The sequence below is a fragment of the Pararhizobium sp. genome (assembly GCF_965279435.1).
In the GTDB taxonomy this organism is placed as follows: domain Bacteria; phylum Pseudomonadota; class Alphaproteobacteria; order Rhizobiales; family Rhizobiaceae; genus Pararhizobium.
Map to the genome: position 1 here is coordinate 1,278,424 of NZ_CBDIHY010000003.1, position 20,079 is coordinate 1,298,502.

Sequence of the window (20,079 nt, forward strand, 5' to 3'; positions counted from 1 at the left end):
GCCCGCCGCAGAAACTGCGACGGGCATTTTTGCGAGTGAGGAAGTTTTACTCGGCTTCGTTGGCCGGGGCTGCGTTGAGCTGGCCGTATTTCTCGGCTCCGATCTTGTTGAAGAGGTCGAGCTGCGTTTCGAGGAAGTCGATATGGCCTTCCTCATCGATCAGCAGCTCTTCGAATAGCTTCATCGATACATAATCACCCGCGTCATGACAGATCTCCCGGGATTTCTTGTAGGCCGCGCGAGCATCGTATTCACCGGCGAGATCGGCCTCCAGCACTTCCTTGACCGATTGGCCAATGCGAAGCGGTGCGACCGTCTGAAGGTTGGGATGACCTTCGAGGAAGATGATGCGGGAAACCAGCTTGTCAGCGTGCTGCATCTCTTCGATGGATTCGGCCCGCTCCTTCTTGGCAAGAAGGGTGTAGCCCCAGTCGTCGAGAAGACGATAATGGACCCAATACTGGTTGACAGCCCCGAGCTCGAGATACAGCGCTTCGTTAAGCTGCTCGATGACTTTTTTGTCGCCTTTCAAGATCCGCTCTCCTGTTTTCTTCATGGAATTGTTTGAGGCGGCTCATGAAATCAAATATCTGGTCGCCAGTCGAGGGGCGGCCGGCATGATATTGCTCGGTGGTGCGAATGATGATGTCGACGACATTGGGAAAACAGCCGCAGCAACGGCCGCGCTTTTCCATCGCATGATAGACTTTTGCAGGGACGATAAGCTGCCAACAGTCCTCATCGAGCATCTCGATGATGACGTCCTGAATGTCCTTATCGGTGATAAAATTGCAGCTACAAACCAGCATTTCGTCTGTCCGTGATACACAAGGCACTGAATTCAATTCATAAAGCAAAAGCGGATATTTAGTGTCAACAAAAAATTAGGCGCGCCCGCGGCCGTGAATTAGCAGTTTTATATTAGATCAATTCTAAACTTGATAAAAAATATCGTGTTTTCATTGGTTTAGTATTGCAAGTTTTGGCCTGGTCCAGGTTTTCGGAAAAATTCAAGTTTTCTTGAGCGGCAAAAATCCTGTACAACTTTTGTTACAGATGCCGGTTTTGCGACGCGCGATGTGAACTGCCAACGCTCAATGGAAGTTCCTTCCCTTCGGCATGACACTTGCCGTTTCAACCAAGTCCTGCCGATTTCCTACTTCTTCGTGGGGAGGGCCACCTTTTTGAAACCGGTGCTTTTGCCGATGATCGTCGGTTGGTCTCAGCACTTCATCGGAGCGGGCATTTGCGCCGAATCCACGGGCCTCTTTTTGAAGAATTCCAAGCGCCGGGGTCATATCCTCCAGGTGATCTGCAACGACGTGGATGACGCCGCTGGCACTTTGCAGTCGCCCCCGGATCTTGACCAGGCGTGCACCCATGACAACCGAACGGTAAGTCTTAAACACGTTCTTCCAAACGATGGCATTGGCAACACCGGTTTCGTCCTCGAGCGTCATGAAGATCACACCCTTTGCTGTTCCCGGCCTCTGGCGCACCAGAACCAGCCCGGCGATCGTGACCATCCGGCCGTTTCGCACGGCATCCAGGCTGCGGCTGGTGACGATACCCTGCCTTGAAAAATCCTCCCGCAGAAAGGAAACGGGATGCGCTTTCAGCGATAGGCTGAGATAGCGGTAGTCATTGATCACATGCTCGCCCTCCAGCATCTGTGGCAGAGCGACCTGCGGCTCATATTGAAGGTCGTTATGCCCCGCTTGTTCAAACAGCGGCAGGCGCTCCGCCGCTGACTTTTCATCAAGCGACTTGACCGCCCAGAGCGCCGCACGCCGATCAAGCCCGATCGATCGGAAAGCGTCCGCATCCGCAAGGCGTTCAATTACCGCGCGCGTCAAGCCGGACCTCAGCCAGAGATCACGCACCGAGGAATAACCCCCGCCGCGATGGGCGACGAGTTTTTCGATCATATCCACCTGACGCAGGCCTTTGACGAGACAAAAACCAAGCCGGATGGCTTTGCGTGTCCTGATGATTTCGCACATGTCCCTGTGCCGCGGCTCGATGTCTCCGGGATCGAACATCGCATCGCCCTCAAGCGCGGCATCCCAATCGGATATATTGACATCAACCGGCAGAACCTTAACCCCATGCTCGCGCGCATCCCGCACCAGTTGGGCTGGCGGATAAAAACCCATGGGCTGGGAATTGAGCATCGCGGCGCAGAAGATGTCGGGATAATAGGTCTTGAACCAGGACGAGGCATAGACCAGCAAGGCAAAGGAAGCCGCATGGCTTTCCGGAAAGCCATATTCCCCGAAACCCTTGATCTGATTGAAACAGCGCTCGGCAAAGTCACGCGGATAGCCATTATCGACCATGCCTTTCACCATGCGTTCCTCAAAATGGGCGACTTGGCCGGTTCGACGGAATGTCGCCATGGCCCGGCGAAGCTTGTCAGCTTCGGCCGGGGTGAATTTGGCAGCGGTTATGGCAATCTGCATGGCTTGCTCCTGAAACAGCGGCACACCAAGGGTTCGTTTCAAAACCTCCCGCAATTCCTCGCTTGGATATTCCACGGCATCCGGGTTTTGCCGCCGCTTCAGATAGGGATGGACCATGTCGCCCTGGATCGGACCCGGCCGGACGATGGCGACTTCGATGACAAGGTCATAAAACTCCCGTGGCCGCAGGCGGGGCAGCATGCTCATCTGCGCCCGGCTCTCAATCTGGAAAACACCGATCGTATCAGCGCGGCAGATCATGTCATAGACGGCCGGCTGAATGTCTTCGTAGATCTGCGACAGCCTTTTTGGCTCGTTGTAGTGATTTTCCAACAGCTTGAAGGCTTTGGCCAAACAGGTGAGCATGCCGAGCGCCAGGACGTCGATCTTCAGGATCTTTAGGTTGTCCAGATCGTCCTTGTCCCATTCGACCATGTAACGATCGGCCATGGCCGTGTTCATGATCGGCACGACCTCGTCGAGACGGTCCTTGGTGATGACGAAGCCGCCGACATGCTGAGACAGATGGCGCGGATATTCCATCAGCAGGCCGGCATAATTCAACACCCGCAATGTGGTTGGATCCGCCATGTCAAGACCGGCGGCCTTTGCCTGCTCCTGAGAAAAGGACGTGGTCCACCAGCCCCAGATCGAGTTGGAAAGCGCCGATTGCACATCCTCGGAAAGGCCGAAGACCTTGGCCACCTCACGCCCGGCCGAGCGGGCGCGGTAGCTGATGACGGCCGACGCGAGACCGGCATGCTCCTTGCCGTATTCCTCATAAATATAGTCGATCACCTCCTGGCGGCGGGCATGCTCGAAATCGATGTCGATATCCGGCGGTTCGTCACGATCGCGCGACAGGAAGCGGTCGAACAGCAGGGTGAATTTCTGCGGATCGACTTCGGTGACACCCAGGCAAAAACAAACGGACGAATTGGCGGCCGATCCCCGGCCCTGGCAGAGAATTCCCTTGCTGCGGGCAAAGTTCACCAGCTTGTGGACGGTCAGGAAATAGGGCTCGTATTCTTTGAAATGAATAAGTTCGAGTTCGTAGGCCAACTGGCGTTCGACTTTTTTAGGAACACCGTCCGGATAGCGAAGCATCGCGCCTTCACGCACAAACCGATGCAATCTTTCTGCTGGAGTTTCTCCGTCTCCGCTCTCCGTCGGATAATTATGCTTCAATTCCTCAAGATTGAAGGATAGCCGGCGAAAGAATTTGGCGGAGTTGGCGATAGCGTCTGGATAATCCCGGAAAATTCTGGTCATCTCCACCGGGTTTTTCAAATGCCGCTCAGCATTGGCTTGAAGGCGCAAGCCTGCCTCTGCGATTGTGACATGTTCCCGGATAGCAGTGACGATATCTGCCAGTGGCCGATGACCGGCGGCATGATACAGCGCATCATTGGTAGCAAGCAGCCGAACTCCCGTCTTCCCCGCGATTGCGGCCAGACAGGCGAAATCATGCTGATCGAAACCATCATAATGGGGTGTCATGCCGAGATAAAGCCGACGGCCCGCATAATCCTGCAGTTTAAGCAAAAGCTGCGTCAGGAACGGAGCATCGGGCCGGCAAGCCCCTTCCAGGACGATCAATTGAAGCTCTTCCTGCCATTCCAGTAGATCGGACAGGAACAGCGTACAGGTCCCCTTCTTCGACCGCAGGTTCCCCGCGCTGAGCATGCGGCATAGATGTGCCCACCCCCGGCGATTGCGCGGGTAGGCGATAATGTCCGGTGTGCCGTCGGCAAAGACCAGCCGCGCGCCGGGTTGAAACGCGTAGTTTTCGAGCTTTGCCTTGGCATGGGCGCGGACCACGCCAGCCACCGTGTTGCGATCCGCGATCCCAAGGCCTGCCAAACCGATCTTTTGGGCCGTGACCACCATGATCTCGGCCGGAGCAGACCCTTCCAGAAAGGAAAAATTGGTTCTGGCGCCGAGTTCATGGAAGACCGGTGCGGCGCTCATGCGAAAACCCCATGCACAAACCACTGAGGTGACGCGACGGTCTGGCCGTAGAGGCCATCGCGGAACAGCCAGAAACGCCGGCCATCCGCATCCTCGATGCGGAAATAATCCCGCGTTAGGGCATCTTCTCCGTCGATCCACCATTCGCCGGCGATCCGCTCGGGACCTTCGGCCCGGGCCACCTGATAGGTGATCTTGCGCCATTTGAAACTTGCAGGCGCGCCTTCCGGCAATTCGGTGGCGATCGCATCCACCCGTTCCGGATGACGGAAAAGCCGCAAGGGACGAACGGAGGACAGGGCGGCGGCTTTGGGCATATCAAGCCTCTGCTGCACAGTAAGCCCGGCAATATCGGCAACCGGTGAAAAACCCGTCGCCCTTTCTGGCACATGGCTTTCCTGCAGCACCAGCACGGACAAGCTCTCCGGCCCGAAGCGCGCCATAACCCGATCTGCAAAAGCCGAAAGGGGGCGGGTCTGGTCCGATCGTCCGGAAAAATCCTCCTGAATGGCCGTGTAGCGTTCGGTCTTCAGCACGCAAAGGCGCAGGATCTCGAAACCGTAGCCGGCATCGAGATCATCATGGATGGCCTGAAGCCGCTCGCGGTAAAGCGCCGAGATCCGCTCGGGGTCTTTCAACGCAGCCGACGTGGCGGCGCGAATGCGAAAAACCTTACCATCCACCCGGAAGAGCACGAGTTCGAACAGGCGGCCACCCTCTTCGCGCTCCTCCAAACTCTGCCGCAGGCTTTTGGCAAGCTGCAATGTCAGCCCGAGAATATCGGCTTCATCCTGAATGGGAGAAGCAAGGCGCCGCTCCACCGACAGGCTTGCCACAGGAAGACGTGGCGAAAGCGGTTCGTCCTCGAAACCCAGCGCCTGATCGAGGCGCAGAAGCACGGACGGGCCGAAGCGGCGGGCCAAAGGCGCCCGCGGCAGAGGAATGAGATCGCCAATGGTTTTCAGGCCGACGCGTGCCAAGGTCTCGATCGTGTCCAGGGGAAGCCTGAGTGCCGCAAGGGGCAGGGAAGACAGAACCTCTTCGCCATCCTGAGGCCCGGCGATTTGCCCCGGCCGGTAGCGCGCCATCGCCCATGAGAGGCCGGCCGACGAGGAGATTGCCCCGCGTGTCTCGATACCCAGGCGAACAAGACGGGAGAGGATGTCGGCCAGAAGCGATTGCTCGCTGCCATGCAGATGGACGCAGCCGGTGATATCCAGATAAAGCCCGTTCGTCCTATCCATCGCCACAAGCGGCGTATAGCCGTCGCACCAGTCGGCAAGCGATGTCAAAAGAGCCTTGTCGGCAGTAGGATCGGCCGCGATGACCTCGATGCCGGGGCGCATGGCACGCGCCTCCGCCAGGCCTTGCCCGCGTTTCAACCCGGCCTTTTCACCGCAGATATCAAGAGCTGCAATACGCATGGCATTCTGGATGCGATCGACAAAGACCAGCGGCGGATGGTCAGGACGCTTTCTGGAAAGCCATGATACGCCCCATTTCATCCGCGCCACCCGGTCTGCCGGCAGGTGCGGGAAGTTCAGCGACAGAATGCGCTGGCTGGAATTTTGCAGGAGACGCGGCTGTCTCTGGGACGAAATGTCGGAAACTGCGGGCATGGGAACTCCATTCCATCAAAAGCTCAAGAGGTGCAAAGGCCCTGCTTTTCTCAACGGTGACCCGGAAGACCGGATTGCCGATGCTGCCGGCCAGCATCGATCCGTCCGGAAGCGGTCGACCCGCGGTGGGGGCGGGGGCGACAAGGAATCGAAAGAGGGCACTGCTCGCCTCTTCCTCACCTGCTTGGCGCAAAAGGAAAATTGGCACGTGACCGGTCCGGGCGCGCATATGCAGGCGGCGGCTTTCGTTCAGGCCGAACTGGGCCGGATTTCCCCGGACCTCCAGAATGATGGCCCTGAAGATCGGTACAGAGAGCGCCGCTTCAGCAATCCAGAGCGAATCGGCGATGGTGCGAGGGCTGCTGAAGATGCAGCACCCGATGTCCAGCCCATAGGCCTGCAGCCCCCGGCCATAAGGAACTCCCGCCTCCGCGCCCGTCATTCCCTGACCGATCCAAAGAATGGGCGAGGCAGCTTCTGCGCGATGGACAGACTGGCAAAGGACGGCGAGCGCCAGGACAAACCCCATGGCAGCCCCAGCGTCGCGGGTTTCTGCGGCGCGGATTTCAGTGAGCCCACCAAGCGGTAGGCCTCCCTGAAGGATATCGTCGAGCGCGGCGATGCCAAGGGGAAGAACATGCGTTGAAACGCCTTTATCCTCGTTGCCGGCCCTCGGCTCAAAGCCCGCTGGAGCACCCTTCCTGGCGGCTTTCAAAAGCCCGGGCACGTTTTCGTTTTCCAGCTGCGCAATGGTTTCGCGGAGCGCAAAAAGACGCTCGCGCGTCATGGGCGTCTGCACCATGACGTCACTCCAATTCAAATTGTTCCCGTTATGTTCTTATAGATTCCAGAGCTTCAAAGAAGAGTCAACGGGATTCTCTAAGAATTTATTCCTTGACAGGGTTCAACCAAATTCAACCCTCGAAAAACGCTGGGGAAATGGCTATATCAGGGGGCAAGTAAGGAGTGCCCATGGCCCGTATAGACCAGAGCGACGATTGGCGGGAACGCCACGCGCCGACAATCAGCACATTCGAATCCCTTGCGCTGGAGGCCTACAGCCACCTGCCGGAGGAATTCCGGGCGCTGGCCACCGATCTGACCATCGAGATCGATGATTTTCCAGATGAGGACGTTTTCGAGGACATGGCGCTGGAAACGCCGTTCGATCTGCTCGGGCTGTTCGAGGGGCGCGGCATCGGCGAGCGTTTCACCATGGAAACCGGCGAAATGCCGAACCGGATCATTCTCTACCGCCGGCCGATCCTCGATTATTGGGCCGAGAACGAGGAGATGCTGGGCGACATCATCACCCATGTTTTGATCCACGAGATCGGCCATCATTTCGGCCTGTCGGACGACGACATGGAGCGGATCGAGGAAAGCGTCGAGCATGTGGGCGGCTGAGACGGTTGAACCGCCCCAGCAGCTTTCAGTCAATCAGGATCAGTGTTCGGACAGCTTGGTGTCGGGGGTGTATTCCTTGCCCTCGACATCCTTGACGACGGCCTGGCCGCACATCATGGCCCGGGTTTCCTGGTTCCAGGCATAGGTCGGCGAACCATAGAGGTCCCAGCCCTTGTTGAGGGCGGCGGTGACCTTGTGGCAGAAGGTGGCGTCGTCGATGGCGGTCAGAAGGCGGTAAAGTTTCAAGGTTTTTTTCCTTTTTCGTTGATGGCATCGGCCTTGGCAGCGAGCCGCAGGGCTTGATCGAGATGAAGACGCTCGACCATCAGGCCGTTGAGATTGATGACGGCTTTATCCACATTTTCGGAAAGCGCAAAGGCATCGATGATCGACCTTGCTTCGGCAAGGACGGTCTCGGCGACACCGAAGGCGCCATTGGCCGGGGCGATCTGGGCCGGGTGGATCAGCATCTTGCCATCAAAGCCCATGTCGCGGCCCTGAGCGCATTCCGCCGCGAAACCCGCATCATCCCGGAAATCGTTGAAGACGGCATCGATGATATCGAGGCCGCAGCTGCGGGCAGCGAGCAGGATCTGCATCAGCCAGGCAATCAGGTAGGTGCGGCCGGGCAAAGCGGGCACGCCGGTTTCCTTGCGCAGGTCATTCAGCCCCGGCACGAAACAATCAAGCCTGCCGCCGGAGGTCCGGCCGGTTTCTGCAATCGCCGCTGCATTGAGCACGCCGCGCGGGGTCTCGATCATCGCCCAGAGACGAACGCTATCCGGCGCATCGTTTTCCGACAGGAAATCCACGACCGCCTGGATATCCTGCGGACTTTCGACCTTGGGCAAAAGGATGGCATCGGGCGACAGTGTCAGGGCGAAAGCCAGATCCTTTTCACCGAACGGCGTTTTCAGATCATTGATGCGGACGATCACTTCGATATCGCTGCGGCGCTGCCGCTTAAGATGATCGGCCAGAGTCTGGCGGGCGGCAACCTTGTTGTCGACCGATACCGCGTCCTCGAGATCGTAAATCACCGCGTCGCAGGCAAGGGTGGCGATCTTGGCAAGGGCGCGGGCGTTATCGGCGGGCACGCACAGAACCGAGCGGCGCAGACGGGCAGGGTGGCGATCGTTGGGCGAATTCATGCGGCTTTTGTGCCCGGCTTTCGCCATTTTCGCAAGGCAGACCTGTAATACGGAAGTAGGTCTTGCAACGCGGCGCGGGCGAACCCACATTCTGGGCAACGAAAGGTGACGACAATGCAAAGCATACGCTCTCTCCTCCTGACAATCGCAGGCATCGCGTTCACGCTGATGGCCTTCGTGTTTACCGCCTCGCTCGGTCTTGCCCTGATCGGCATCGCCTCGGTGGTGATGATCGGGACAACGATTGCGGCGCGGCTCGCTCCCAAGCCAGTGCGCGCTACCGTGAACCGCAATTCTGGGAACCGCAATTCCACTCGCCAGCAGCGCGAACCGCGCATCTGGAACGACGGCCGCGGCACGATCATCGATCTTTAAAGCCGCTTTGCGGGCTTTCCGGCGGCGGGGAACAAGATTCTCCTTCATTTTGGCGTGAAATTGCTCTAAACGCGGGGCGGAAATTTTTCCGCCCCGTTGAAATCGAAGGCCATTGCCATGGACAAGTTCGTCAAGCTCACCGGCGTTGCCGCGCCGCTCCCCGTCGTCAATATCGACACGGACATGATCATTCCGAAGGATTACCTGAAGACGATCAAGCGCACCGGTCTCGGCGTCGGGCTTTTCGCCGAAGCGCGCTATCATGAAGACGGCACCGTCAACGAGGATTTCGTCCTCAACAAGCCCGCCTACCAGAATGCCAAGATCCTGGTTGCCGGTGACAATTTCGGCTGCGGCTCGTCGCGCGAACATGCCCCATGGGCGCTGCTCGACTTCGGCATCCGCTGCGTCATTTCGACCTCGTTTGCCGACATCTTCTACAACAACTGTTTCAAGAACGGCATCCTGCCGGTCGTGGTCTCTCCCGAAGACCTGGAAAAGCTGATGGATGACGCCTCGCGCGGCTCCAACGCCATCCTGACGGTCGATCTGGAAAACCAGGAAATCACCGGCCCGGACGGCGGCAAGATCACCTTCGAACTCGACGCCTTCCGCCGCCACTGCATGCTGAACGGCCTCGACGATATCGGCCTGACGCTGGAAAAGGTAACGGCGATCGACACGTTCGAAAAGGCCAATGCCGCCTCACATCCCTGGGCCTGATCCAAGATGGCCAGCCCGCGCAAACTGATCTCTTCCGGCTCGCCGTTTGAAAAGACGGCGGGGTATTCGCGGGCTGTCGTGCAGGGTGACTGGTGCTTCGTTTCCGGCACCACCGGTTACGACTACCAGACGATGACCATGCCGGAGACGGTGGAGGAGCAGACCCGCAACTGCCTGAAGACGATCGAGGCGGCGCTGACCGGCGCCGGTTTCTCGCTCAAGGATGCGGTGCGCAATCACTATTACGTCACCGATGCCGCCTTTGCCGATCTCGTCTTCCCGATCCTCGGCGAAGCCTTCGGCGATATCCGTCCGGCAGCGACGATGGTGGTCTGCGACCTGATCCGCCCTGAAATGCTGATCGAGATCGAAGTGACCGCTTTCAAGGGCTGATACGATCAGCCCTCGACAAAGGGTGGCCCCAAGGGTTCTTCCAACCCTGCCTTTGCCAATTCCCGGTGAAAATAGAGAAAGATCTGACGTCGGAATAGGATCATCTCGCGTTCGTCGTCCGTCTTGGCTCCGGCAAGCCTTGCCGCCACCCGTTCGGGTGTCGCGAGCTCGAAGGTATCACCGCAAAAATCAAGCATCCCCGTGATTTCGCTGCTTTTCATCGAGGCAACGCAGAAAGGAGCTCCAAACCTGTTCGTTCTTCCGAGGCAACGGCAATCGCGGCGGCAGCGGCGCACCCCGCAAACAAGATGATTGAGCCAGAACGTTGAAGCGACACGGGCCATCACTTCGGTTGCCGGTGATATTTCGGGTTTGACATAGGGCATAATCGCTCCTTCAGGGGCAGACAGCGGAAAGCATCCCCGCGCGGTGTTCGCCGTGGTCTTGAACACATGCACTCAATCGGACGGGGCACTGGAAACCGCCTCTAATGAGTAAGTTTATGTGACGCTTTCCAGCGCCCCGTTTGGCGTTCTCTCGGGAGCTCTCCTCCCTACAGACCCCGACTGCGGATTCTCTGACCCGGGACGATGATCGCGACTAGGTTTCCGGTTCCGCTACGTCACGCGTCTCATCCCGGCATGCGTGCCACACAGGCACACCCGCCCCAGAAGGACAGGGGGAATCCATTTTCCGGGGGCTCTCCTTCCGGTCCGCCTGACGTTCGCAGCCTCCTTGCGGGAGACCACGAGGCTTTGCGTGGAGCGCCAGCCCTGCCTCGCCGCAAACGTCTTGCGGTGCATCCGTGACAGAACACCATGATCATCACACGGTTTTTCAGGGCGGGGATTCTGGCGGAAGACAATTTCGATAAAACTGTTCAATTTCAACGCGGCGACATGTAGCATCCCGTTTGAATATCCACGCCAGGAGGGGAAAAGCCATGCTGTTGAGAATGGAAGCCAAACTCGCCGGTGTCTGCACGCCGGTTTTTACCAGCCATCCGGTCCGCTGGCTGGGGTTGCTGGCACTGTGTTCAATCTTCGTCCTGAGCGGCGTGACCAAGCTCATGAATTTCAGCGCCGCCGTTGCCGAGATGGAGCGATACGCGCTTTTACCCGCACGGCCGATTGCCGCCGTGGTCATCCTTTTCCAGCTGAGCGCTTCGGTCATGGTCATCAGCGGTTTCCTGCGGTGGATCGGCGCTCTGTCTCTGGCCCTGTTTACAGTGGTTGCCACATTCATTGCCCTGCGCTTCTGGGAAATGCCGATGGGGCAGGAGCGTTTCATGGCGATGAACTTCTTCTTTGAACATCTTGGCCTGGCCGGAGCCTTTCTTCTCGTCGCCTGGTACGATCTGCACAAATGGCGCCGGGGCGAGAAGGACTGGAGCTGATCTGCAAATCGCCTGCTCATTTGCTCATTTAATGGTGTTGCGGCCGACATGAACGACGGGCATTCTGCTGTCTTGCCTTTCACCCCGTCCTCTCAGAAGGAACCGCACGAATGAGCAGCATCACCACAAACGATGGAACGGATATCTTCTACAAGGATTGGGGTGCGCGCGACGCGCAGCCAATCGTCTTCCACCACGGCTGGCCATTGAGCGCAGACGATTGGGACAACCAGATGCTCTATTTTCTGGCGCAAGGATTTCGCGTTATCGCCCATGACCGCCGCGGCCATGGGCGCTCGACCCAGACATCGGGTGGCCATGAGATGGATACCTATGCTGCTGACGTTACAGCACTTGCTGACGCGCTGGACCTCAAGAATGCTTTCCATGTCGGCCATTCCACCGGCGGCGGCGAGGTCGTCCATTATGTGGCGCGTGCCAAGCCGGGCCGGGTTGGCAAGGCCGTCATCGCTGGTGCCGTGCCGCCTGTCATGGTGAAATCCGACAAGAATCCAGGCGGGCTACCGATCGATGTCTTCGATGGCCTGCGCAACGCGCTTCTGGCAAACCGCGCCCAATTCTTCATCGATGTGCCGACCGGCCCGTTCTACGGCTTCAATCGTCCGGGCGCCAAAACTTCTCAAGGGCTGATCGACAATTGGTGGCGGCAGGGAATGATGGGTGCCGCCAATGCCCATTACGAGTGCATCAAGGCTTTTTCCGAAACCGATTTTACCGAGGACCTCAAGAAGATCGAGGTTCCGGTGCTTGTCCTGCACGGAACCGACGACCAGATCGTTCCCTATGACGACTCGGCACCGCTGTCGGCAAAACTTCTCAAAAACGGGACACTGAAGAGCTATGACGGACTGCCGCACGGCATGCTCTCGACGCATCCGGAGATTCTCAATCCCGATATGCTGGCTTTTTTCAAGGGGTAACGCCTCCAAAACCCGACTGTCGATAAATCCATTTCTTGTTATCGATAAGTCACAGGGAAACTCAGTGGCAGCCAAAACCACCGTCACCCCTATGCTGTCACAGGAGTCCAGCCAGCCCAAGCCTTTGGGCTGAAAAGTCTTTTTGACCCGACGGACGTCGGGTCACTGGATGCCCGCCCCAAGGGCGAGCATGACGGAGTGTGGGAGTGGCCGTGTAGCAAAGCAACAATTTCAAGGCCCATCAGAAAACCAAAAACCCGGCTGCAGGGACAGCCGGGCTCTCGGGGAGGAAATCAGAAACAGCGGGCGCTTATTCGCAGACGCGGATCTTCTTGACGATCAGGTTGCCGTCATAATCGTAGGTTCTGACCTTCTTGACGTAGCAATAGGGTTTGCAATCGTCGCGGTAATAGCCTGCCTGCGAGGAGCCGGCGAAAGAAGCGGCGGCAATGATGGCAACGGCGGCGGTCAGAACGAATGTGCGCATGCGGGGCCTCTCCTTGAGATCATGCGGATGAACCTCGCTCATCCAGCGACCCGACTATCCCACGCGCTGGATATCGGCGCTGTTCCTGATGGAACAGTGAAGCTAGCGTCGCGGTTTCGATCTGCCCGCAAAGAGAAGCATCTCCAATGTGGCCCGCAGAATCGCGGTCACCGAACGGATGAGGTTTCGCATTGGTCGTTCCATCGGCTGGACCGGAAGAGATATCCGGCCGATGGAACCTACTCACGTCCGGACGGGGCGACCCGTTCCGGCGGGAACTGACGGTGCGCGCACAATTCTTTCCAAAACTGCATTTTCCTTGAACGGAAGTTGCGTTAAGAACGCGCCAACATCTGACACGCCCACCCTTCGATATAAGGAATGCCCCATGACAGTGCGCAATCTTTTCCTTCTGCCCGGCGACGGCATCGGCCCGGAAGCCATGGCGGAAGTCCGCAAAATCATCGCCTATATGAACGCCGCCATGGCCGGTGGCTTCACCACCGACGAAGGTCTGGTCGGCGGTTCGGCCTATGACGCCCATGGCGCGGCGATTTCCGACGCCGACATGGAAAAGGCGATGGCGGCGGACGCCGTTCTGTTCGGTGCCGTCGGCGGTCCGAAATGGGATGACGTGCCTTATGAAGTGCGTCCGGAAGCGGGCCTCCTGCGCCTGCGCAAGGACATGCAGCTGTTTGCCAACCTGCGCCCGGCGATCTGCTATCCGGCCCTGTCCGACGCTTCTTCGCTGAAGCCCGAATTGGTCGAAGGTCTCGATATCCTGATCGTGCGCGAACTGACCGGCGGCGTCTATTTCGGCGAACCGAAGGAGATCATCGATCTCGGCAACGGCCAAAAGCGCGGCATCGACACGCAGGTCTACGACACCTACGAGATCGAGCGCATTGCCGGCGTTGCTTTTGAGCTGGCTCGCACCCGCGGCAACCGTGTCTGCTCGATGGAAAAGCGCAACGTCATGAAATCCGGCGTTCTTTGGAACCAGGTGGTGACGGCGACGCACAAGGCAAAGTATTCCGACGTCGCGCTTGATCACATGCTGGCCGATGCCGGCGGCATGCAGCTCGTTCGTGCGCCAAAACAGTTCGACGTCATCGTCACCGACAACCTGTTCGGCGACATGCTGTCGGACGTTGCCGCCATGCTGACCGGATCACTGGGCATGCTGCCGTCGGCGTCGCTTGGCGCACCGGACGCCACCACCGGCAAGCGCAAAGCGCTTTATGAGCCCGTGCACGGCTCGGCCCCGGACATTGCCGGCAAGGGCATTGCCAACCCGATCGCGATGATTGCCTCGTTTGCCATGTGCCTGCGCTACTCCTTCAACCTCGTGACGGAAGCCGACAACCTGGAAAAGGCCATCGCCAACGTGCTCGACAAGGGTATCCGTACCGGCGACATCATGGCCGACGGCGCGCGTCAGGTCGGCACCGTCGAGATGGGCGATGCGATCCTCGCCGAATTCAAGGCGCTTTCGGCGTAAGACCGGCTGCTTCGGTCCGAAGGCCGGAAGTGACGTCTTCAAAACATCCCTTCCCATAAGGGGAAGGGCTTATTCGAGGCATCCGGCCAAGCGCGCCGGGTGCCATTTTTATTTGGTGGGGTTGATTCAATGTCATCAGCTCACACTTTGTAGCCATGAGCCGGCCTTTCACCCTCCGTCATTCCTGTGCTTGTCACAGGAATCCAGCCACGCGACGTCCGTCGCGTGAAAGGAGTCTTTTCGCAGCGCAGACGCGCTGCGACTGGATCCCCGCCACAAGGGCGAGGATGACGGGAGGGTGGAAGTGGCCATCGGTGACCACAACTCTCCATCCCGGAAGTCGAAATCCATGAACCGACCACTTTCCTCATCTCTCTGGTTGCTGCTGGCGGCTGCCCTGTTGGTTGCGGCTTTGCTGCCCTTTGATAGTCTCATCTCGCAGACGGCGCAGGCACTGCCGCACCGGGTCGTTACCTTCAACAAGCGGATCACCGATTTCGGCACATTCGCCTGGATGATCTACGGCTCCGGCTCGATCGTTATCATCGCCTATATCCTCCACCGGGTATCGCGCAGCGACGGGTTGTCGTCGAAGACCAAGACCGGTTGGCGGCTGGCGCTGTATTTTCTCGTGACGATCGGCAGCGCCAGCATCGCCGTGCATCTGGCAAAGCTGGTGGTCGGCCGGGCGCGGCCCGAACTCTTCGCTGAGTATGGCGCCCACAGCCTGTCATTCTTCTCGGGTCAGGATTGGGTGTTCCAGAGCTTCCCCTCCGGCCATGCCGCAGCCGTCGGCTCATTCTTCGGCGCTTTTGCCATACTCGCGCCACGGCTGCGCATTCCGTTTGCGCTGGGCGCGCTGGCAATCGGCATCAGCCGGGTCGTGGTCGGTGCCCATTATCCAAGCGATGTGGCGGCCGGGCTGCTTTTGGGATTGTGGACGGCGCTGATGACTGCGTTCTTCTTTGCCCGGCAGAACTGGTTGTTCCGGCTGGACGAGAAGGGCTGGCCACGGCCGAAGAACAGTTTCCAGCCTTCGAGGTGACGACCCGGAATCAATGAAAAAGCCCGGCGCAGGGGGCTGCACCGGGCTTTTCCGTATCGATATCCAGCCAGGATCAATCCATGGTGTGGATATCGCGATCCTTGGTCTCAGGCAGGAAGAGCATGCCGATCACCAGCGTGATGCCGGCGAATACGATCGGGTACCAGAGGCCGTAGTAGATATCGCCCTGGGCGGCGCTCATCGCGAAGGCCGTTGCGGGCAAGAGGCCACCAAACCAGCCGTTACCGATATGGTAGGGCAGGGACATGCCGGTGTAGCGGATGCGGGTCGGGAACAGTTCGACCAGCAGCGCTGCAATCGGGCCGTAGACCATCGTCACATAGATGACGAGCACGGTGAGCACGGCGATGACCATCAGCCAGCTGACGCGGGCCGGATCGGCGACCATGGTGAAGGAACCGCCCTTGTCGATGGTGTAGACCGGCATCTCGGTCACGCCTGCAGCTTCTTCCGCCGTCAAGAGCTTGGCCGCAACCAGCTGTTCACCAGTCATGCTTGCCTTGTCGCCGCCGCGAACGGCTGCGGCATCGAGCGTCAATTCCGGATTGGCGGCAACGAAGCCGTCAAGCTTGCTTTCCGGAACCTTTGCGGCACCACGAACGAGCGGATAGCCGGCATCGTGGAGGGAAATGTTGATCTGCTTTTCGAAGGTCGCACCCGATGCCTTGGCCTTGTCGCCAGCAGCAATCGCGTCATAGCCGGTGATGGTTGCTTCGCCGATCTTGACGGTTGCCGGCGTTCCGGCAGGGCCGGGGACGACGTCATAGGGAACCGAGTTGCGCGTCAGGAACGATGTGGCGATATCGCAGGATGTTGTGAACTTCGCCGTGCCGGTCGGGTTGAACTGGAATTTGCAGTCGCCCGGAGCGGCAGTGACCGTCGCCCGGATGGTTTCCTGCGCTTCAGCGAGCGCCGGGTTACCGGCCCATGTCAAGGCCTTGAACAGCGGGAAGTAGGTGAGCATGGCAAGCACCAGGCCGGCCATGATGATCGGCTTGCGGCCGATCTTGTCCGACAGCGCGCCGAACAGCACGAAGAAGCCGGTGCCGATCAACAGCGAGATGGCGACCATGATGTTGGCCGACTGGCCGTCCACCTTCAGGATGTTCTGCAGGAAGAACAGCGCGTAGAACTGGCCCGTGTACCAGACGACGGCCTGGCCGACGACGGCGCCGAACAAAGCCAGAAGCGCGATCTTGGCATTTCTCCACTGGCCGAAAGCTTCCGTCAGCGGTGCCTTGGAGCCCTTGCCTTCTTCCTTCATCTTCTTGAAGGCCGGCGATTCATTCATCTTCAGACGGATCCAGACGGAAACACCGAGCAGGATGAACGAGAGCAGGAACGGAATGCGCCAGCCCCAGGCAGCGAAGGCTTCCTTGCCCAGCATCATCTGCACGGCAACGATGACCACCAGCGACAGGAACAGACCGAGCGTTGCCGTCGTCTGGATCCACGAGGTGAAGTAACCGCGCCGGCCCTGTGGCGCGTGTTCGGCCACATAGGTGGCAGCACCGCCATATTCGCCGCCGAGCGCCAGGCCCTGCAGCATGCGCAGCACGATCAGAAGGATCGGAGCGGCGATGCCGATCGAAGCGGCACCGGGCAGGATACCGACGAGGAACGTCGACAGGCCCATGATGACGATGGTGACGAGGAAGGTGTATTTGCGGCCGACGAGATCGCCGAGACGGCCAAACACCAGCGCGCCGAACGGACGCACGAGGAAGCCTGCCGCAAACGCCAGAAGGGCGAAGATGTTACGGGTGGTTTCCGGATATTGGGAAAAGAAGGTCGCGCCGATATAGACGGCCAGCGAACCGTAGAGATAGAAATCATACCACTCGAAGATCGTGCCGAGCGAAGAGGCGAAAATCACCTTCTTCTGCTCGCCCGTCATCGGTGCAGCCTTTGCACCGGGCGCCACTGCGACATCTGCCATTTCGTTTGTCCTCCACTCAAAAACGGCTTTGCGCGCACCCTCAGTTGCCCCCGAATCCTCCCTGATTCAAAAGCGGAATGCGCCATAAGACCAAAATGGCAGAAAACCCCTTGGGGTGGCAGAGCGGCTTTGGGATTATGACTTTAGTCGAATGCGACCGATCAGGCCCGAAGGGCGGCGGCCGGAGACTGGCGGTATGCGAGAAGCGCCGGCGCCAGTGCAAGGATCGCGGAGAACAGCACGATGGCGGCTATGCTCTTCAGATCGGCGCGGATGAAACCGACCGGCAAGGCAATGCCGCTTTCACCCGAAAACATCGCCGACAGCAGCATTGCAGCACCGTAGCCGATGGCAAAGCCTGAGAGAATGCCAAGCGCAATGAGAATGAACAGCTCCAGCCAGACAATCATCAGCACCGCCGATTGCGGCGCGCCAAATGCCCTCAGAGCGCCGATCTGCCGCCGGCGCTGGCCGATATGCATGACGGTGACCATCAGGACAGCGGCGGCCACCAGGATCTGCGCACCAACGGCGACCGCCGACAGAACACGCTTGGCATCGCCGAGCGTCGCGTAGAGATTGGTCAGCACCTCACCCGGGAAAACCGCAAGCGTACCATTGCCGCGATAATCCTGCCGCAGCTTGTAGGCGTCGGCGATGGTCTTCGGCCTGACGAGGATGGCCGGAAGGCCGGGCGTTGCCGCCGTCCAATGTTCATCGAGCGGGGCATCGGGATCAATGGCCGCGTGTTCGCCATGGCTGTGATCGTCATCGTGATGAGTGGCCTCGTCGTGAGGCACCGCCGCTGCCGGATCTCCGGTCGGTTTTTCCGCATGCGCTTCTTCCGCCTCATGATTGCGCGCCTCCATTCCATGCAAGCTCCAGACCGACTGGATCGGCACCAGGATCGCCCGGTCCCAGGAGGTGCCCGTCGGCGCAAGACGGCCGGTGATGCGGTAGGCAAGTTCAGTATGGGTTTCGCCGCCGAGCGCAGCAAGCCCATGCGTCGGTTTCACTTCGTAACCGAGCGGCAGTGTCACGGCGGCACCAATCACGGCTTCGCCCGCCGTTGCAAACACGCGGCCCTCCGACATCGCTGACAGATTGGCAGTGAGCGCAGTGGAAGTGCCGACGATCGGATAGCCGGAGAAGGAATCGCCGAAACCGACGGGGGCGGCCCAGGACACACGCGGATCGGCCACAAGCTTGCCCAGCACATCCCCAGACATCAGCGGCAAGGGAGACGGTTGCAGGAAGACGGAGGAGAGCAACAATTGCGTTTCGCTGCCTGGAGCGCCAATGACAAGATCAAACCGGTCGGCGGCACGGGCGCTGCCAAGTCTCAGCGCCCGTTCCTGCAATGTGACGGCGACGCCCAGTGCAGTGGCAAAGGCGATCAGAAGAACGACGACCAGCGAGCCCGCCCAGAGACGGCGCAGATCTGCAAGGATGAAACGGGTCATGCCGCCTTCTCCCGGTGCTCTCGATCCGACGCGATGCGGCCAGCCGACAACGTGATGCGGCGATCGAGCCTGCCGGTCAGCCGCGGATCGTGCGACACGACGATCAGTGTGCTTTCATTGCTGACGGACAGATCGATCAGCAGACGGGCGACCGCATCGCCGCTGTCGCTGTCGAGACTTGCGGTCGGCTCATCAGCGATCAGCACGCCGGGCTTTCGAAGCAACGCCCGCGCAATCGCAACACGCTGCATCTCGCCACGTGACATGGTCTCGACTTTCTGCTCGGCGCGGCAAAGGCCAGCGGCATAGAGCAGCATCAGCGCCCGATCCGGATCACCCGGCTTCATCGCGCGCGACAGGCGGGCGGGCAGGAGGATGTTATCGATCGCGCTCAAGCCCGGGAACAGATGGAAATCCTGCATGATGAGGCCGATATGCGCGCCGCGCCAGCGATCGCGGCTGCGTTCCGGCATCACGGCGATATCGGTGCTACCCCATTGGACAGAGCCACCACGCGCGCAGTGCTCAAGCCCGGTCAGGATATTGACCAGCGTGCTTTTGCCAGAGCCAGACGCACCGGTGACCGCAACACGGCTACCCGCAGCGATGGACAGCGAAGGGATATCGAGAACGGGCGTGGGAAGGCCCGGATAGGAAACCGAGACATGGCTGAGATCGAGCGACAGCACCGGGCTAGACCGAAGCATATTCGGCATTGCGCAACCGCAAGAGGCTGACGAAGCCGGTTTCCGGATCGGTCCATGACCCGAACTCAAGAACGCCGCGTGCCGCGATCGTCTGGGACGGCTGCACGAATGTCTGCTTTTCGCCGAGATAGACGACGACGATATTGTCCGGCCAATCCGAATCCGTGGAGCAGAACGGGCAGATCGACATCGGAATTTCGGTGAGCACGAAGAAGGCGGCCTCGGCCTTCAGCGGCGGCGCCATGAAGCCGTTGATGGTTATCTCCTGGCCGGCAAGCGACTTTACCTTTTCGGAGAACTCCAGCCCGAGAACGCCGAACTTGCTGTAGAGCTCATCGAAGGACAGGGATGGAATGGCAGCGGCGGGGCGCGCAGCCGCGAGCAAAGGCAAACCGGCCAAGAGGCGTAGCGCATCGCGGCGCGTGGTTCTTGCAAAGGGACCGGTCATCGGGCGTCCACCTTAACTTATGACGTCAGG

21 protein-coding genes are annotated in these 20,079 nt (G+C 59.3%); 8 read left to right on the forward strand and 13 right to left on the reverse strand.

What is annotated here, in order from left to right:
* Positions 1 to 46: 46 nt before the first annotated feature.
* From bfr to ACQY8Q_RS11735, 5 genes are all read right to left on the reverse strand, one after another.
* Entirely contained in the window at positions 47 to 532 is a 486-nt protein-coding gene (gene bfr, locus ACQY8Q_RS11715) for a bacterioferritin (RefSeq protein WP_428426737.1), read from the reverse strand.
* Positions 498 to 809 carry a (2Fe-2S)-binding protein gene (locus ACQY8Q_RS11720; protein ID WP_428426738.1) on the reverse strand — a complete coding sequence of 104 codons (312 nt, stop codon included), beginning with the start codon at positions 807 to 809 and terminating at the stop codon, positions 498 to 500. Before ACQY8Q_RS11720 ends, bfr begins: the two co-directional genes overlap by 35 nt.
* A gap of 285 nt (positions 810 to 1,094) precedes the next feature.
* Positions 1,095 to 4,433, reverse strand: a complete 3,339-nt coding sequence (locus ACQY8Q_RS11725) for an error-prone DNA polymerase (protein ID WP_428426739.1) — start codon at positions 4,431 to 4,433, stop codon at positions 1,095 to 1,097.
* Positions 4,430 to 5,857, reverse strand: coding sequence for a DNA polymerase Y family protein (locus ACQY8Q_RS11730; RefSeq protein WP_428429756.1), 1,428 nt, complete (start codon positions 5,855 to 5,857; stop codon positions 4,430 to 4,432). Before ACQY8Q_RS11730 ends, ACQY8Q_RS11725 begins: the two co-directional genes overlap by 4 nt.
* A gap of 40 nt (positions 5,858 to 5,897) precedes the next feature.
* Complete coding sequence (locus ACQY8Q_RS11735) at positions 5,898 to 6,854, reverse strand: ImuA family protein (protein ID WP_428426740.1); 957 nt, start codon at positions 6,852 to 6,854, stop codon at positions 5,898 to 5,900.
* A 170-nt stretch (positions 6,855 to 7,024) separates the two neighbouring features.
* Here ACQY8Q_RS11735 and ACQY8Q_RS11740 point away from each other — a divergent pair, with 170 nt between their 5' ends.
* Positions 7,025 to 7,459, forward strand: coding sequence for a metallopeptidase family protein (locus tag ACQY8Q_RS11740; protein ID WP_428426741.1), 435 nt, complete (start codon positions 7,025 to 7,027; stop codon positions 7,457 to 7,459).
* Positions 7,460 to 7,498: 39 nt separating this feature from the next.
* Here the strand turns inward: ACQY8Q_RS11740 and ACQY8Q_RS11745 are convergent, their stop codons facing one another.
* Both ACQY8Q_RS11745 and ACQY8Q_RS11750 read right to left on the reverse strand, forming a co-directional pair.
* Entirely contained in the window at positions 7,499 to 7,705 is a 207-nt protein-coding gene (locus ACQY8Q_RS11745; RefSeq protein WP_113247132.1) for a DUF1737 domain-containing protein, read from the reverse strand.
* A complete protein-coding gene (locus ACQY8Q_RS11750; RefSeq protein WP_428426742.1) occupies positions 7,702 to 8,610 on the reverse strand; it encodes an HpcH/HpaI aldolase/citrate lyase family protein in 909 nt (302 codons plus the stop codon). Before ACQY8Q_RS11750 ends, ACQY8Q_RS11745 begins: the two co-directional genes overlap by 4 nt.
* A gap of 114 nt (positions 8,611 to 8,724) precedes the next feature.
* Between ACQY8Q_RS11750 and ACQY8Q_RS11755 the strand changes: the two genes are divergently transcribed.
* From ACQY8Q_RS11755 to ACQY8Q_RS11765, 3 genes are all read left to right on the forward strand, one after another.
* The gene (locus tag ACQY8Q_RS11755) at positions 8,725 to 8,985 is read left to right on the forward strand and encodes a hypothetical protein (RefSeq protein WP_428426743.1); all 261 of its coding nucleotides are present in this window, start codon (positions 8,725 to 8,727) and stop codon (positions 8,983 to 8,985) included.
* Between the two features lie 117 nt (positions 8,986 to 9,102).
* Positions 9,103 to 9,708: a 3-isopropylmalate dehydratase small subunit gene (gene leuD / locus ACQY8Q_RS11760; RefSeq protein WP_428426744.1), complete on the forward strand. Its 606-nt coding sequence runs from the start codon at positions 9,103 to 9,105 to the stop codon at positions 9,706 to 9,708.
* Between the two features lie 6 nt (positions 9,709 to 9,714).
* On the forward strand, positions 9,715 to 10,101 hold the full coding sequence (locus ACQY8Q_RS11765; RefSeq protein ID WP_428426745.1) for a RidA family protein: 387 nt from the start codon (positions 9,715 to 9,717) through the stop codon (positions 10,099 to 10,101).
* A gap of 5 nt (positions 10,102 to 10,106) precedes the next feature.
* Here ACQY8Q_RS11765 and ACQY8Q_RS11770 read toward each other — a convergent pair whose 3' ends face one another.
* A complete protein-coding gene (locus ACQY8Q_RS11770; RefSeq protein WP_428426746.1) occupies positions 10,107 to 10,487 on the reverse strand; it encodes a hypothetical protein in 381 nt (126 codons plus the stop codon).
* Between the two features lie 557 nt (positions 10,488 to 11,044).
* On the opposite strand from ACQY8Q_RS11770, the gene ACQY8Q_RS11775 reads away from it, so the two are divergent.
* Both ACQY8Q_RS11775 and ACQY8Q_RS11780 read left to right on the forward strand, forming a co-directional pair.
* Complete coding sequence (locus tag ACQY8Q_RS11775) at positions 11,045 to 11,497, forward strand: DoxX family protein (RefSeq protein ID WP_428426747.1); 453 nt, start codon at positions 11,045 to 11,047, stop codon at positions 11,495 to 11,497.
* A gap of 110 nt (positions 11,498 to 11,607) precedes the next feature.
* Positions 11,608 to 12,438: an alpha/beta fold hydrolase gene (locus tag ACQY8Q_RS11780; RefSeq protein ID WP_428426748.1), complete on the forward strand. Its 831-nt coding sequence runs from the start codon at positions 11,608 to 11,610 to the stop codon at positions 12,436 to 12,438.
* Positions 12,439 to 12,748: 310 nt separating this feature from the next.
* Here the strand turns inward: ACQY8Q_RS11780 and ACQY8Q_RS11785 are convergent, their stop codons facing one another.
* On the reverse strand, positions 12,749 to 12,925 hold the full coding sequence (locus ACQY8Q_RS11785; protein ID WP_428426749.1) for a hypothetical protein: 177 nt from the start codon (positions 12,923 to 12,925) through the stop codon (positions 12,749 to 12,751).
* 388 nt (positions 12,926 to 13,313) lie between these two features.
* On the opposite strand from ACQY8Q_RS11785, the gene leuB reads away from it, so the two are divergent.
* Both leuB and ACQY8Q_RS11795 read left to right on the forward strand, forming a co-directional pair.
* The gene (gene leuB / locus ACQY8Q_RS11790) at positions 13,314 to 14,426 is read left to right on the forward strand and encodes a 3-isopropylmalate dehydrogenase (RefSeq protein ID WP_428426750.1); all 1,113 of its coding nucleotides are present in this window, start codon (positions 13,314 to 13,316) and stop codon (positions 14,424 to 14,426) included.
* A gap of 349 nt (positions 14,427 to 14,775) precedes the next feature.
* Positions 14,776 to 15,471, forward strand: coding sequence for a phosphatase PAP2 family protein (locus ACQY8Q_RS11795; protein ID WP_428426751.1), 696 nt, complete (start codon positions 14,776 to 14,778; stop codon positions 15,469 to 15,471).
* Positions 15,472 to 15,544: 73 nt separating this feature from the next.
* On the opposite strand, the gene ACQY8Q_RS11800 is transcribed toward ACQY8Q_RS11795, so the two are convergent.
* The 4 genes from ACQY8Q_RS11800 to ACQY8Q_RS11815 all read right to left on the reverse strand — a co-directional run bounded on the left by ACQY8Q_RS11800 (position 15,545) and on the right by ACQY8Q_RS11815 (position 20,049).
* Complete coding sequence (locus ACQY8Q_RS11800; RefSeq protein ID WP_428426752.1) at positions 15,545 to 17,431, reverse strand: MFS transporter; 1,887 nt, start codon at positions 17,429 to 17,431, stop codon at positions 15,545 to 15,547.
* A gap of 161 nt (positions 17,432 to 17,592) precedes the next feature.
* The gene (locus ACQY8Q_RS11805) at positions 17,593 to 18,894 is read right to left on the reverse strand and encodes an ABC transporter permease (RefSeq protein WP_428426753.1); all 1,302 of its coding nucleotides are present in this window, start codon (positions 18,892 to 18,894) and stop codon (positions 17,593 to 17,595) included.
* Positions 18,891 to 19,583: an ABC transporter ATP-binding protein gene (locus ACQY8Q_RS11810; RefSeq protein WP_428429758.1), complete on the reverse strand. Its 693-nt coding sequence runs from the start codon at positions 19,581 to 19,583 to the stop codon at positions 18,891 to 18,893. Before ACQY8Q_RS11810 ends, ACQY8Q_RS11805 begins: the two co-directional genes overlap by 4 nt.
* A gap of 4 nt (positions 19,584 to 19,587) precedes the next feature.
* Complete coding sequence (locus tag ACQY8Q_RS11815; RefSeq protein ID WP_428426754.1) at positions 19,588 to 20,049, reverse strand: hypothetical protein; 462 nt, start codon at positions 20,047 to 20,049, stop codon at positions 19,588 to 19,590.
* Positions 20,050 to 20,079 lie beyond the last annotated feature (30 nt).